Source organism: Variovorax sp. GW821-FHT09A10 (genome assembly GCF_059418385.1).
Map to the genome: position 1 here is coordinate 569,883 of NZ_JBWKPT010000002.1, position 14,146 is coordinate 584,028.

The window sequence follows — 14,146 nt, forward strand, 5'->3', positions numbered from 1 at the left end:
CGCACTTCATCCTTTCCGATGTTCACCGACTCCCACTGCCACCTGACCTTTCCCGAATTCGCGGACCAGATGCCCCAGATCCGCGCCGCCATGGCCGCCGCCAAGGTCGATCGGGCCTTGTGCATCTGCACCAAGCTCGAGGAATTCGACGACGTGCAGGCCCTGGCCGCCAGCTACGACAACTTCTGGGCCAGCGTGGGCGTGCACCCCGACAACGAGGACATCGCCGAGCCCACCGTGGAAGACCTGGTGCGCCTGTCGGCACGCCCGCGTGTCGTGGCCATCGGCGAAACCGGCCTCGACTACTACCAGATGGAAGAACGCAAGGGCGGTCGCAGCATCGCCGACATGGAGTGGCAACGCGACCGCTTCCGCGTGCACATCCGCGCCGCGCAGCAGACCCGCAAGCCGCTGATCATCCACACGCGTGACGCCTCGGCCGACACGCTGGCCATCCTCAAGGAGGAGGGCGAAGACGGCGCGGGCAGGGCGGCCGGCGGCGTGTTCCATTGCTTCACCGAAACCGCCGAGGTGGCACGCGCCGCGCTCGACCTGGGTTTCTATATTTCCTTTTCGGGCATCCTGACCTTCAAGAAAGCCCAGGACCTGCGCGACGTGGCGGCCTTCGTGCCGCTGGACCGCATGCTGATCGAGACCGACAGCCCGTACCTGGCTCCCGTGCCGTACCGAGGCAAGACCAACAACCCGTCGTACGTGCCCTTCGTGGCACAACAGATCGCCGAACTGCGACAAATGCCCGTAGAGGACATCGCCAAGGCGACAAGCGACAACTTCGAAGCTCTATTCAGGGAAGTCAAATCATGAAAAACTACTTTAAGAAGTCGATATATCTTGTTGTTATGGCTGCATCTTTTGCAGCGCATGCCGGTTCCTTCGAGGACTTTTTCCGCGCCGTGCGCGGTGACAACGCCAGCGGTGTGCGCACCCTGCTGAACCGCGGTTTCGACCCGAATACGCGCGACGAACACGGCCAGACCGGCTTGATGCTCGCGCTGCGCGAGCCGTCGCCGAAGGTCATCCAGGTGCTGATGGAGTCGCCGCAGCTCAACGTCGACCTGGCCAACGCCAAGGACGAAACGCCGCTCATGCTGGCGTCGATCAAGGGCCAGCAGGACCTGGTCGTACAACTGCTCAAACGCGACGCCGCCGTCAACAAGACCGGCTGGGCACCGCTGCATTACGCCGCCAGCAGCGGGCAACTGTCGATCATGAAGCTGCTGCTCGAGAACCACGCCTTCATCGACGCCCAGTCGCCCAACGGCACCACGCCGCTGATGATGGCCGCGATGTACGGATCGAACGATGCCGTGAAGCTGCTGCTGGCCGAAGGCGCGGACACGGCGATGAAAAACCAGCTCGGCATGACTGCGGTCGACTTTGCGGTGAAGGCCAATCGGGCTGAGTCTGCGGAGCTGATCAAGGCGGCTGGGGATGCGAAGGCGAATGGGGTGAAGGCGGTGCCGAAGGATGGGAAGTGGTGAGTGGCCGGATGGGTTGAATGCGGCTGGGATGGCTCATCTGAAATAGACACAATGTGCATTATGTAAAATCAAATGCACGGTGCTCGCGGTCGACTTCCAATAGCAATCTCTTTTGGAAGCCTGAGGCGCGCGCAGGCGCCCCCTCCTTTCACAACGCCGCGAAGCGCGGCACCACCTGCGTATCGATCGCCCCCGAGGGTGTCTGAGGAAACAGACGGCGCGCCATGTTGTGCGGATGCACGGCGGCCTTCGAAATCGTCAGCACCGGCGCGAAGCACACGTCGCTGCCCTCGAGCAGCGCACACCATTCGTCGCGCGTGCGGCCCAGGAAGCAGGCGGCAAAGCGCTGCTTTAGCGCCGGCCATTTCTCGCGCTGCATCTGCTCGCGCGGGTCCACGTCGGCCATGCCGAGCTTGTCGAGCAGCAAGGCGTAGAACTGCGGCTCGATGGCGCCGACGGTGACGAAGCCGCCGCCCTTGCAGGCATACACGTCGTAGAACGGCGAGTCGTGGAACACGCTGGGCTGCGTGCCGCCGATGCTGCCGTTGGCATGCAGCCAGTGCACCAGCGTCCCCAGCATCGCGACCACGTCCAGGATCGCCGCGTCGACCACGCGGCCCTGCCCCGTGCTGCGCGCTCCCAGCAGTGCGCTGACCATGCCGAAGGCCAGGCCGAGCGCACCGCTGGCGTCGCCCAGGGTCGGCGGCACCATCGGGGTCGCGCCGGGTTGCGCCGACAGCGACAGCAGGCCGGTCAGCGCCACGTAGTTGAGATCGTGCCCCGCGGCCTGCGCCAGCGGGCCGTCCTGGCCCCAGCCGGTCATGCGGCCATAGACGAGGCGCGGGTTGCGCGCCGCACACACCGACGGGCCGAGCCCAAGGCGCTCCATGACGCCCGGGCGGTTGCCTTCGATGAGCGCATCGGCCGTGGCCACGAGGTCCAGGGCCTGCGCCACGCCTTCGGGCGTCTTCAGGTCGAGCGTGACGACCTGCTTGCGCGCGCGCAGCGGGTTGTCGGTGGTGCTGCCCAGGCGCTGCACGGCGCCGCTGTGCGGGCGTGCGATCACGGTGACCTCGGCGCCGAGTGCCGCCAGGATGCGCCCGGCCACCGGGCCCGGGCCGATGCCCTCGAACTCGACGATGCGGACGCCCTGCAAGGGCATGGAGAGCGCCGGGGCGGCGGAGGCGTGTTCGTTCATCAGGAGTTGCCTTTCTTGCGCGGCCTTCCGGGCCTCGCGTGTTCGCTGTTGCTCGGGGTCGACCGGTGGCGGCACCCCGCATCCGATGATCCGCGCGGCCACGGCCTTCTCACCCACTCCTGAAGAGTGGGGCCTTGGCGTGCGCGGCGGCATCTACTTGCGCCATGACCTCCCCTCACCCCCTGCTCCAGCGGTTGCGCCTGCCGGCCGTCGCCTCCCCCATGTTCATCGCCAGCGGCGTCGCGCTCGTGGTGGCGCAGTGCAAGGCCGGCATCGTCGGTTCGTTTCCCGCGCTGAACGCACGCCCCGCCGCCGCGCTCGATGCGTGGATCGACACCATCGAACAGCAGCTCGCGGCGCACGACGCCGCGCACCCGCACGCGCTCGCCGCGCCCTACGCGGTGAACCTGATCCTGCACAAGACCAACGACCGCCTCGCCGCCGACCTCGCGACCTGCGTGCGCCGCCGCGTGCCGATCGTCATCACCTCGGTGGGCAACCCGGCACCAGTGGTGGAAGCCGTGCACGCCTACGACGGCCTGGTGTTCCACGACGTGGTCAACCAGCGGCACGCACGCAAGGCGGCGCAGGCCGGCGTGGACGGCCTGATCCTGGTGTGCGCGGGCGCCGGCGGGCATGCCGGGCGCCTGTCGCCCTTCGCGCTGGTGGGCGAGGTGAAGCAGTGGTTCGGCGGCCTGGTGCTGCTCGGCGGCGCGATCACGCGGGGCGACGACATCCTGGCCGCGCAGGCCATGGGCGCCGACCTCGCCTACATGGGCACGCGCTTCCTGGCAGCGAGCGAGGCGAGCATCGTGCCGGCCTACCGGCAGGCCGTGCTCGACGCGCCGGCCGAAGGCATCGTCTACACCGACCTGTTCTCCGGCGTGCATGCCAACTACCTGCGCAGCAGCGTGGCGGCGGCGGGCTACGACCCCGACGCCCTGCCCGCGCGCGGCGCCGCCGAAGAAGACTTCGGCTCGGAAAGCATGGCCAAGGCCAAGGTGTGGCGCGACATCTGGTCGGCCGGGCAAGGCGTGGGCTGCATCGGCGAGGTCCGGCCCGCGGCCGAGATCGGTGCCCGGCTGCGGCGCGAATACGACGACGCGCGGGCGCGGCTGGGGTTCGGCGTGGCCGCCTGAGGCACGCGCCCAGTGCAAGGCATGGGGCGCGTGGCGCCCCTCCTCAGATCACGCCCTCCTCCCGCAGCCGCGCCTGCTCGTCCGCATCGAGCGCGAGCCATTCGCCGAACACCTCGGCGTTGTCCTCGCCGATCGCGCCGCCGGGCGTGTGGATGGCGCCGGGGTCGCGCAGGAAGCGCGGCACCACGCCCTGGATGCGCACCTCGCCGAAGTCGCGGTCGGGCACGCTGCACAGGAACCCGCGCGCCTTCACCTGCGGGTCTTCCACGATCTGGCGCGCCGAATAGATGGGCGCCAGCGTGCCCTGGTGGCGCTCGAAGGAGGCCAGCCCCTCGTCCAGATCGTGCGCCAGGAACCAGTCGGCGAACAGCGCATTGAGTTCCGCCGTGTGCGCGCAGCGCGCCGGGTTGCTGCCGAAGCGCGGGTCGGCCAAGAGGTCCTCGCGCCCGATGGCGCGGCAGTTGGCCGCGAACAGCGCGTTGGTGCTGCCCGACAGCGACACCCACTGCCCGTCGCGCGTGCGGTACACGCCGGTGGGGGCCGCGTACTGGCTGGTGTTGCCCGAGCGCTCGTGGCTTTCGCCGAGCAGGTCGTACTTGATCGGCAGGAACTCGATCAGCTTGAGCATGGCCTCGGTGAGCGACAGGTCGATCTCCTCGCCCGGCGCCTCGGGGTGGGCCGCGCGCTTCCACAGGGCGGTCATCACGCCGAGCGCGCCGAACAGGCCGCCGATCGAATCGCCGATGGGGTAGCCCGCATGCATGGGCTGGCCGTCGGCCTCGCCCGAGATGTAGGTCAGCCCGCCCATGGCCTCGAAGATGCGCGCGAAGCCCGGCCGGTCGCGGTACGGGCCGGTCTGGCCGAAGGCGGTGGCGCGCAGGATGACGAGGCCCGGCTTCAGCGCCCACAGCGTGTCGCGGTCCAGGCCCCAGCGGTCGAGCGTGCCGGGACGGAAGTTCTCGATCAGCACGTCGAAGCGCGGCAGCAGGCGCTTGAACAGCGCCAGGCCGCGCGGCTTGCGCAGGTCCAGCGAGATCAGTTTCTTGTTGCGGTTGGTCACCTTCCACCACAGCGCCTTGCCGTCCTTGAAGGGCGGGAAGGCGCGGCAGCCGTCGCCCACGCCGGGCAGCTCGATCTTGAGCACCTCGGCGCCGTAGTCGGCCAGCAGCGCGGCGGCCGAGGGCGCCGCCACCACGGTGGCGATGTCGAGCACGCGCAGGCCGGCCAGCGGGCCCTGGCCCCGGCCGGGTTCTTGGCGGGAGGTCATGGGGTCGCGGCTCCTGCGGCGGCAAAGCGGCCGAGATGGAAGGTGGCATCGCCGAGCAGCACGTCGTTGGCCGTGAGGCGCTTGGCGTAGTGGCTGATGGCGGTCTCGTCCTGCAGGCCGATAGCGCCGTGCAGCTGCAGGCTGTCGAGCGCGATGGCGCGGCCCGCCAGGCCGGCGGCGTACTTGGCCGCGCTCACGCGCCGCACGCGCTCCTGCGGCGACACCGAGGGCCAGCCCTGCGCGGCCTCGCGCACCAGCGTGCGCGCCTGTCCCCACAGCCGGTAGTGCTCGGCCACGCGGTGCTGCAGGGCCTGGTAGTCGGCCAGCGCACGGCCGAACTGCTTGCGCGTGCGCAGGTAGTCGACTGTGAGTGCCAGCGCGCGCCGCATCGCGCCGACGCTCTCGGCGGCCAGCGCGAGGGTGGCGAAGGCCACGGCCTCTTCGATGATCTCGCCGGCGCGCTCGGGCCCGGCCATGAGCGCGTCGAGGGGCAGCGCCACGTCGTCGAACACGGCATCGCAGGCGCCGCGTCCGTCGTGCAGGCGGTAGCTGCGCCGTGCCACACCTGCGGCCCCCGCACCGCAGGCGAACAGGCCGAGGCCGCCGTCTTCGAGCCGCGCGCTCACGAGCAGCGTCTGCGCGCCGTCGCCGCCGAGCACGAAGCGCTTGTGGCCGCTCAGGCGCCAGCCGTCGCGGCCGCGCCGCGCGAGGGTGTCGACACGCGCGACATCGGCCACGCCGTTGCCTTCGCCGTGCGCGAACGCCAGGCGCATCGTGCCCTCGGCCAGGCCGTCGAGCAGGCGGCTGCGCAGCTGCGAAGGCGGCGTGTCGCTCACCAGCTGCGCGCCCAGCACCGTGCTCCAGAGCAAGGGCTCGAGCAGCAGCGCCTCGCCGGTCGCTTCCATGACGGCGCACCGTTCGACCGCGCCGCCGCCGAAGCCGCCGTCGCGTTCGGGCACGCACAGGCTGCCGATGCCGAGTTCGTGCAATGCCTGCCAGAACGACGCGTCGAAGCCGCCGTGGTCCGCCAGCACGCGCTGGCGGTGCTCGAAGGCGTAGCGCTGCGCCAGCAGGCGGCGCAGCGCCGCGTCGAGCATCGCCTGCTCGTCGTTCAGCGGCTCGCCGGCATCGCCGTCGAGCGCGCTCTGCCCGCCGAAGATGGCCTTGGAGACGATGCCGCGCTGCACCTCGGACGTGCCGCCGCCCAGCGTGATGCCCCGGTAGCGCCAGACATGCAGCGCCAGGTTTTCCGCATGGGTGGGCGACAGCGGCGCGGGGTTGGGCACGCCCTCGATCGCACCCGCATCGCAGGGCAGTGCCTCGAGGCCGGCGAATTCGAGCTGCAGCTGCTGCAGGTCCTGCAGCAGCGTGTTGCCCTGCAACTTGAGCAGCGAGGCCTCCAGGCCCGCGTCGCCGCCGGCCTCCACCGTGCGCACGGCGGGCCACCAGGCGGCGTCGAGTGCACGGGCGCGCACGTCGAGTTCCGCGAAGCGCCGCGCGTACACGTCTTGTTCGAGCAGCGAGGCGCCGCCGGGTCCGCGCCCGGCCGCCATGCGCCCGGTCTCGACCAGGTCGGCCTTGCACTCGGCCACGCGCGCGACGAACAGGCGCTCGATCACCAGCAGCCCCTTGGCCACGCTCCAGCCGGCATGCTCGACGCCGACGAGGTTCTCGACTGGCACGCGCACGTCGTCGAAGAACAGCTGCACGTGGAACTGCGCGCCGTTCATGAAGCGGATCGGGCGCACGGTGACGCCCGGCGATTCGAGGTCGATCAGCAGCACCGAGATGCCGTCCTGCTTGCGCGCCGCGCCGGCGTCGCTGCGCACCAGCACCAGCGCCCAGTTGGCCCAGTGGCCGTAGCTCTGCCAGATCTTGGTGCCGCTGACGACGTAGTGGTCGCCCTCGCGCCGCGCGGCCGTGCGCAGCGAGGCCAGGTCGGAGCCGGCGTCGGGCTCGGAGTAGCCCTGCGCCCAGTAGTCGTCGAAGGACAGCATGCGCGGCAAAAAGCGGGCCTGCTGCGCGGGCGTGCCGTGGCGCATCAGCGTCGGGCCGATGGTGTCGATGCCCAGGTTCTCGTAGCGCGGCGCATCGCTGGCGGCGAGCTCTTCGCGGAACACGGCCTGCTGCACGAGCGACCAGCCGGGGCCGCCGTGTTCGCGCGGCCATCCGGGCGCGCCCCAGCCGCGCGCATGCAGGATGCGCTGCCAGCGGCTGGCCTGCTCGCGCGTGACCAGGCAGTGCGCGCGCACCGAGGCGCGGATGTCGGCGGGAATGGCTTCGTCCAGAAACTGCCGCACCTCGGCGCGGAAAGCCTCGAGGTCGGCGGTGGATGCATGAGGGGACATGATGAAAGTGCTCTTTCTCGTTCTATTTCTGCTGCGGCGCGGCGCTGTCGCGGTCCCAGTCGAACAGGCCGGGCTCGCCACGGGCGAAGCGCGCCGCCGCCTCGGCGTGGTAGGCCGAGGCCATGGCCACGCCCTGCGCGCAGGCCTCCAGCGTGGCCAGCGTGGCGTAGTCGGTCTCGAAGCTCTTGTTGAGCAGGCCGCGCGTCATGGCTGCCGCCTCGCGCGGGCCGGCCGACAGCCGGTGCGCGAAGTCGCGCGCGGCCTGCGCCAGCGCCTCGGGTTCGTGCACGGCATGGACGAAGCCCATGGCCTGCGCCTCCTGCGCGCCGATGCGGCGCGCGGTGAGCATCACCTCCTTGGCGCGCGCCAGCCCCACGATGCGCGGCAGCGTGTACAGCGCGCCGTAGTCGGGCACGGCGCCCATGCGCGCGAACGACATGCAGAAGGCCGCACGCGTCGACGCCAGGATGAAGTCGGCCTGCAGCGCCAGGCCGAAGCCGGCGCCGTAGGCCGCACCGTCCACCGCGGCGATCACCGGCAGGTCGAGCTCGCGCAGCTGGGTCAGCCACAGCTGCGAGTCCATGAGGCGACGGCGCGTGGCGTCGGGCGAATTGCGTTCGGGGTCGGGGTCCTGCAGCCGCTCGTTCATGCCCTTGACGTCGCCGCCCGCGCAGAAGCTGCCGCCCGAGCCGGTGAGCACCAGCACGCGCAGCGCGCGGTTCTCGCGCACGCGCGCCAGCATCTCGGCGTAGTCGGCGCGCAGCTCCATCGACAGCGCGTTGCGCGCGCCGGGCCGCTGGTGGGAGAACTCGGCGACCGGGCCGTCGATGACGAGCCGCGATTCGCGCAGGGAAAGGATCTCGGTGTCGGATGCCATGGGGTTCTTTCGTTTCATTCCTTGAACGACACGCCGAGCTCCTGCGACAGCCGCGTGATGCGTGCGCGCTCGCCCAGGAAGTAGTCGGTGGCCGCGGCGGCCGTGCTGCCCTCGGGCTCGATGCCGGCGGCGCGCAGCGGCTGCTGCACCTCGGGGAGCCTGAGGATCTCGTTGACGTGGCGGTTCAGCAGCTCGACCACCGGCTTGGGCGTGCCCGCCGGCGCCAGCCACATGAACCAAGGCGTCATGCCCTCGATCTCGCGCGTGAGGCCCTGCTCGGCGCCGGTGGGCACGTCGGGCGTGAGCGCGAAGCGCTTGGGCTCGGTCACCGCCAGCAGGCGGATGTTGCCGCGCTCCACCATCGGGCGCACGGCGGCGTACTCGAGCATTGCGAAGTCGACCTCGCCCGCCGCCACGGCCAGCGCCGTGGGCGCATTGCCCTTGTAGGGCGCGCCGATGGCCTTCACGCCGAGCGAGCGCACCAGCGTGAGCGCGGCCACGTGCGGGTTGCTGCCCGCGCCGCCGTAGCCGAAGCTCAGCTTGCCGCTGTTGGCTTTCGCGTAGGCGATGAACTCGGCCACGTTGCGCACGGGCAGCGTGCTGCGCACGGCCAGGAACGACGGCGCACGGCCGACCATCGAGACCGGCACGAAGTCCTTGCCCGGCACGAAGGGGAAGTTGTCGAACATCAGCGGAAAGCTGGTCGAGACCGCGTTCGCCAGGCCCAGCGTGTAGCCGTCCGCCGGCGCGCGCGCCATGGTCTCCATGCCGATGCGGGTGGCCGCGCCGGTGCGGTTCTCGACGATGAACGGCTGCCCCAGCCGGTCGCCGAGCTTCTGCGCGACCAGCCGCGCGAGCGTGTCGGTGCTGGCGCCGGCCTGCACGCCCACGAGGATGCGCACGGGGCGCTCGGGGTAGCCGGCGGCCTGCGCCTGTGCGCACACCGCGAACACGGCACCGACAAGCAGCGCGCGGACCGCACCGGCAAAGGGAAGAAATCGAACGGACATGGATGCGTCTCCTGGAAGTCGCTGTCGCGCTCAGGAACGACGCGACGCGCTGGAGGTCATCATCCGGTTCGGTGCGGCGAACACCCCACCCCTTTGGGGCGGCTCGGGAAAACCCGGTGGGGGTGGGCCGGCCCTACTTCGGCCCGGCGGCGCGCAGCCGCTGCACCACGTCGTCCCGCCCGGTCGCGCCGAGCTTGCCGTAGACGTTCTTCAGGTGCCACTTCACGGTGTCGAGCGACACCCCGAGGGCGCGCGCGATCTTCTTGTTCGGCATCGACTGCTGCAGCAGCTGCACGATCTCGGTCTCGCGCGGGCTCAGCAGTTCGAACGAGGCGGTGCGGGCCGCGTCACTGCCTGCGCCCTGCCCGCCCCCTGCGTTCGCCTGCGGCTGGCGGGCCGAGGCCTGGACGCGCCGGGCATAGAAGGCCAGCAGCGGGTCCGTGCCGGGCTCGTTGCCCACGGCCTCGATCAGGGCCAGCGCGTCGGGGTCGGCGTCGAGCAGCGAGCGCACCAGGCCCAGCCGGTGGCCGATGCGCAGGGCTTCGCGCGTGCGCTCGCGCGCCACGTCGTCGCGCCCCAACCGGCGCTCGAGCACGGCCGCCTGCAGGTGCAGGTAGGCCAGGCGGCGGATGCGCCCGCGCCGCTCGCACAGGACCCACAGCGCGTCGATGCGCCGCAGCGCGCCCTGCAGATCGCCGTCCCAGATCGCCAGACGGATGCGCGCGCGCTCCGCGACCACCATGATCTCGCTCAGGGTTTCGGACTCGACGCCCGCGTGCCGCGCATCGAGCGCGTCCAGCCGTGCCATGCACTGGCGCGCCGCCTCGGATTCGCCGCGCTGTGCATGCAGCTTGAACTGCTCCAGCAGGCAGTAGGCCAGCACGCGGTCCAGGCCCAGGCGCTGCGCGTAGTCCTCGACCTGCTCCAGGTGGGCGAAGGCGTCGAGCGGGCGGCCGGCCATGCCGTGGGCGCGCGTCAGCACCAGCATCACGCGCACCACCGTGTCGGGAATGGACACCCGCTCCATCACGTCCAGCCGCTGCTCGATCAGCTGCGCCGCGGCGACCGGGTCGTTCAACTCGTACAGCACCTCGGCCAGCAGGCCAGCCGCCATGCAGGCGGCGTCGACGCAGCTGCCGCCGCGCTGGTCGGCTTCGAACAGCACGTCGCGGTAGATGCGCTCGGCCTGGATCATCTGGCCTTCGACCCCGTGCGCGAGCCCGACCAGGCAGCGGCCGACCAGTGCGCCGAAAGGCGTGCCGTGCAGCACCTGGCCTTCGACCAGCGGCGGCTCCTCGTCGAGCTGGATGCGGCGCGCGCGCTCGTACTCGCCCCGGTAGATGTACAGCCAGCTCAGGATGTTGCGCCGCCCGGCGCGCGCGATGCCGTCGGCCCCTTCGGGCGCGTGCTGCAGCTCCTGCAGGATCGCCATGGCGCCGAGCGTGTCGTCGCTTTGCACCGCCAGCAGGCCGCGCAGCAGCGTGAGCCGGTAGCGCATGGCGGGCGGGGCGTCGGCCAGGTCGATGCGCAGCTGGGCGACGGTGCGCGCGCAGTCGGCCAGCCGACGCTCGTACACCTCGACCCAGGCCATCCACAGGCGCAGCCCCGCGCGCTCGCGCAGCAGCGCGGGCGGCAGCAGCCGCACCAGGCTCACCAGCTGGCGCAGCTCGCCGCGCACGAACAGGTCGCTCGCGCAGCCCTCGACCAGTTCGACGGCGGCGTCGGCCTCGCCGGCCTGCATCGCATGGCGCACGGCATCGTGGTGCAGGCCCTCGGCCGCGAACCAGTGCCAGGCCGCGACATGGACGCGGCGACGCTCGGGCGCCGGCCAGGTCTCGAAGCGGGCGCGCAGCACGTCGCGCAAGAGCGGATGGATGCGCCACCACGCGGCCGGGTCGTCCGCGCCGGCGGCGCGGGTCATGAACAGCCCCTCGCCCGCGAGCCGGCCCAGCCGCGCCGCGCAGCGCGCCGCGGCCTGTGCTTCGCCGAGCAGCGCCGCGCCCAGCGACGCATTGAAGCGCGACGACACCGCGCAGCACACCATCAGGCGCAGCTCGTCCGGCGCCAGGCGGGACAGCACCTCGTGCTCGAGGTAGGCGGAAAAAGTCTTGGGATCGCAGACGCGCTCGAGCTGCGCCGGCAGCGCGCCCGGCCGGCGGCGCAGCGCCACGCTCAGCAGCTGCAGCCCGGCCGGCCAGCCGTCGGTCAGCGCATGCAGGCGCTCGGCGATGCGGTCGTCGGCGCCCGACAGCCGCCCGCGCAGGAACTCGGCCGATTCGTCGCGCGAAAAGCGCAGGTCGTCGGGGCCCAGCTGCAGCACCTGGTCGGCGGCGCGCGCCCGCGCGAGGAACAGCGGCAGCGCGGTGCGCGTGGCCAGTGCACAGCGAAGGTTGACGGGCGCGTACTCGACCAGCAGCTGGATCGCATGCACCGCCTCGCCGCCGTGCAGGTGGTGCGCGTCGTCGAGCACCAGCACGATGTCGCGCCCGCTGGCCGCGATGCCCTGCACCAGGCCGATGACCATGCGCTCGACCGCCTCGGCATCGCTGCCGCGCCCGGCCAGCAGCCGCGCCTCGCGCGTGATGGCGGCGTCGATCGGCTCCAGCGCCGCGAACAGGTCGTCGACCAGCCGCGGGATGTCGTTGTCGTCGCTGCCCAGCGCGACCCAGGCGACCTCCGAACCCGCCGCCACCAGTTCGCGGCGCCACAGCTGCAGCAGCGAGGTCTTGCCGCAGCCTGCGGGCGCTTGAACGACGACGAGCCGGTGCGGCGCCGACGCAGACAAGGACAAACGCGCGAGCAAGGTTTCGCGCGACAGCAAAAGCCCGGCGGATCGCGGGAGCGATCCGGACACGGGCTGCGCATCGTTGTGTTTCGTGCGCTCGGTGGGCAGGGTCGGCATCGGCGTGGATTCTCGCGCACCGTGCCCCGGCCCACCCGCAGGGGGGGCGCCCCGCCACGCTGCTGCATCGACCGCGATGCCGGTATCACCAAGGTCGACAGCCCGGATACGTTCGAGCGCCCGATCTACGCCCGCAACAACCACCCGTCCTGTCCAAACGCCCCTGGCGAAGATCACATCAGCGCCGCCGATGTGCAGGCGGCCAACCGACGACACCGACGGGCAAGAAGGAACCCGGTTCTCGGCAGTTGGGGATCTGGCGTCAACGTCCCTCTGTCGCGCGGATCATGTCGGCGCCTTTTTCCCCAATCATGATCGCAGGCGCGTTCGTGTTGGAAGAGGTTATTCGAGGCATGACAGAGGCATCCACGACGCGCAGGCCGTCGATGCCGCGCACTCGCAGTTCGTGATCCAGTACAGCCATGCCGTCGTTGCCCATCGCACAGGTGCCCACCGGGTGGTAGACGGACTGAGCCGAGTCGCGGATGAAATCCTCCCACTCGCTGTCCGACTGGACTGCATGTCCCGGCGCGTGCTCGCTCCGGATGAAGCGCGAGAGCGGCTCGGTCTCGAAGGTCTTGCGTATCCAGCGAAGTCCCTCGCGCATCACTTGCAGATCCTCTGTGTTGTCCAGGTAGTTGGCGTGGATCCGCGGGTAATCGCGCGGATTGGCGCTGGCCAGGCGAATGCGCCCGCGGGCCCGGGGACGCAGCAAGCTGCACGAGGCGTTGATGCCCGGGAAGCTGTCCAGCGCGATGTCGCCCTTCTTGCTGATGTTCAGGCTCATCGGCCGGAAGCTGACCTCCACGTCGGGTCGGGTGGCCTGCGGCCCGACGCGGGCAAACGCAGTCGCCTGGACCGCGCCGATGTTCAGGTAGCCGCTGCGGTTCGCGAAGTACTTCATCGCCTCGACGTACAGGTTCGGTCCCGAGAGCTTGTGGTTCAGGGAGATGGACTTCTCGCACTTCGCCACGTAGTACACGTAGAGGTGGTCCTGGAGGTTCTCTCCCACGCCCGGCAAGTCCAGCGCAACGTCGATGCCGTGCTCGCGCAGATGTGCCGCCGGGCCGATGCCCGAGAGCATGAGAAGCTGCGGTGAATTGATCACGCCGCCGCACAGGATGACCTCGCACCGGGCGGTGGCAAGCTTGCTGACGCCGCGCTGTGAATAGCGCACGCCTGTGGCGCGCTTGCCTTCGAGCACCACTTTTTCGGCGAGCGCTTCGACGGCGATGTGCAAGTTGGCACGCCCGCGCACCGGGTGCAGGAAAGCAACGGAGGTCGAGCTTCTGCGGCCATCGCGCACGGTGACTTGCGCCCGCCCAACGCCTTCCTGCACGCCGTCGTTGAAATCCCTGCGCAAGGGCGAACCGGTGTTGATCGCCGACTCGATGAAGAGCCGCCCAGCGGGATCGTCGATGACCGGGTCGGTCACGGCCAGCGGGCCGCCGGCACCATGCAGGGCACTGGCGCCGTGCTGCTGATCTTCGCTCTTGCGAAAGTACGGCACCACGTCATTCCATCCCCAGCCCGGATTGCCCAGGTGCGCCCACTGGTCGTAGTCTTCCGGATGGCCGCGCAGATAGACCATGCCGTTGATCGAGCTCGATCCGCCCAGCGTCCTGCCACGCGGCCAGTAGATCTTCCGGCCGCGCAGGTTCGGTTCGGGCTCGGTGAAGTAGCCCCAGTTGACGGCGCTGGGCCGGAAGACCTTGGTCGTCCCGGCGGGGATCTTCATCCACATGCTGCGGTCTTCGGGGCCGGCTTCGAGCAGCAGCACCGTTTTCGAAGCGTCTTCGGAAAGCCGGTTGGCGAGCACACAGCCCGCCGATCCCGCGCCGACGATGATGTAGTCGTACTGTTCTGTCTGTGTCATGAGAGGCGTTGTTCCTGATGGCTTGGG

General features: G+C 70.5%; 10 protein-coding genes. 3 read left to right on the forward strand and 7 right to left on the reverse strand.

Going from position 1 to position 14,146, the window contains the following annotated elements; all coding sequences use genetic code 11:
* The first annotated feature begins 18 nt into the window (after nt 1-18).
* Nucleotides 19-825 (forward strand): TatD family hydrolase, encoded by an 807-nt coding sequence (locus AC07Q9_RS09455; protein ID WP_070060615.1) that lies wholly within the window; start codon nt 19-21, stop codon nt 823-825.
* Nucleotides 822-1,502 (forward strand): ankyrin repeat domain-containing protein, encoded by a 681-nt coding sequence (locus AC07Q9_RS09460; RefSeq protein ID WP_095745272.1) that lies wholly within the window; start codon nt 822-824, stop codon nt 1,500-1,502. The genes AC07Q9_RS09455 and AC07Q9_RS09460 overlap by 4 nt, the downstream gene beginning before the upstream one ends.
* A 148-nt stretch (nt 1,503-1,650) precedes the next feature.
* On the opposite strand, the gene AC07Q9_RS09465 is transcribed toward AC07Q9_RS09460, so the two are convergent.
* Entirely contained in the window at nt 1,651-2,700 is a 1,050-nt protein-coding gene (locus AC07Q9_RS09465; protein ID WP_495308955.1) for a CaiB/BaiF CoA transferase family protein, read from the reverse strand.
* A 164-nt stretch (nt 2,701-2,864) separates the two neighbouring features.
* Here AC07Q9_RS09465 and AC07Q9_RS09470 point away from each other — a divergent pair, with 164 nt between their 5' ends.
* Nucleotides 2,865-3,839 carry an NAD(P)H-dependent flavin oxidoreductase gene (locus AC07Q9_RS09470; RefSeq protein WP_495308957.1) on the forward strand — a complete coding sequence of 325 codons (975 nt, stop codon included), beginning with the start codon at nt 2,865-2,867 and terminating at the stop codon, nt 3,837-3,839.
* 43 nt (nt 3,840-3,882) lie between these two features.
* Here the strand turns inward: AC07Q9_RS09470 and AC07Q9_RS09475 are convergent, their stop codons facing one another.
* The 6 genes from AC07Q9_RS09475 to AC07Q9_RS09500 all read right to left on the reverse strand — a co-directional run bounded on the left by AC07Q9_RS09475 (nt 3,883) and on the right by AC07Q9_RS09500 (nt 14,119).
* The gene (locus AC07Q9_RS09475) at nt 3,883-5,106 is read right to left on the reverse strand and encodes a CaiB/BaiF CoA transferase family protein (RefSeq protein WP_495308959.1); all 1,224 of its coding nucleotides are present in this window, start codon (nt 5,104-5,106) and stop codon (nt 3,883-3,885) included.
* Nucleotides 5,103-7,454 (reverse strand): acyl-CoA dehydrogenase family protein, encoded by a 2,352-nt coding sequence (locus AC07Q9_RS09480; RefSeq protein ID WP_495308962.1) that lies wholly within the window; start codon nt 7,452-7,454, stop codon nt 5,103-5,105. The genes AC07Q9_RS09475 and AC07Q9_RS09480 overlap by 4 nt, the downstream gene beginning before the upstream one ends.
* A gap of 22 nt (nt 7,455-7,476) precedes the next feature.
* Complete coding sequence (locus AC07Q9_RS09485) at nt 7,477-8,331, reverse strand: enoyl-CoA hydratase/isomerase family protein (protein ID WP_495308964.1); 855 nt, start codon at nt 8,329-8,331, stop codon at nt 7,477-7,479.
* A 14-nt stretch (nt 8,332-8,345) separates the two neighbouring features.
* Nucleotides 8,346-9,341: a Bug family tripartite tricarboxylate transporter substrate binding protein gene (locus tag AC07Q9_RS09490; protein ID WP_495308966.1), complete on the reverse strand. Its 996-nt coding sequence runs from the start codon at nt 9,339-9,341 to the stop codon at nt 8,346-8,348.
* 133 nt (nt 9,342-9,474) lie between these two features.
* Nucleotides 9,475-12,243 carry a winged helix-turn-helix domain-containing protein gene (locus AC07Q9_RS09495; protein ID WP_495308968.1) on the reverse strand — a complete coding sequence of 923 codons (2,769 nt, stop codon included), beginning with the start codon at nt 12,241-12,243 and terminating at the stop codon, nt 9,475-9,477.
* Nucleotides 12,244-12,505: 262 nt separating this feature from the next.
* Nucleotides 12,506-14,119: a GMC family oxidoreductase gene (locus AC07Q9_RS09500; RefSeq protein WP_495308971.1), complete on the reverse strand. Its 1,614-nt coding sequence runs from the start codon at nt 14,117-14,119 to the stop codon at nt 12,506-12,508.
* Nucleotides 14,120-14,146 lie beyond the last annotated feature (27 nt).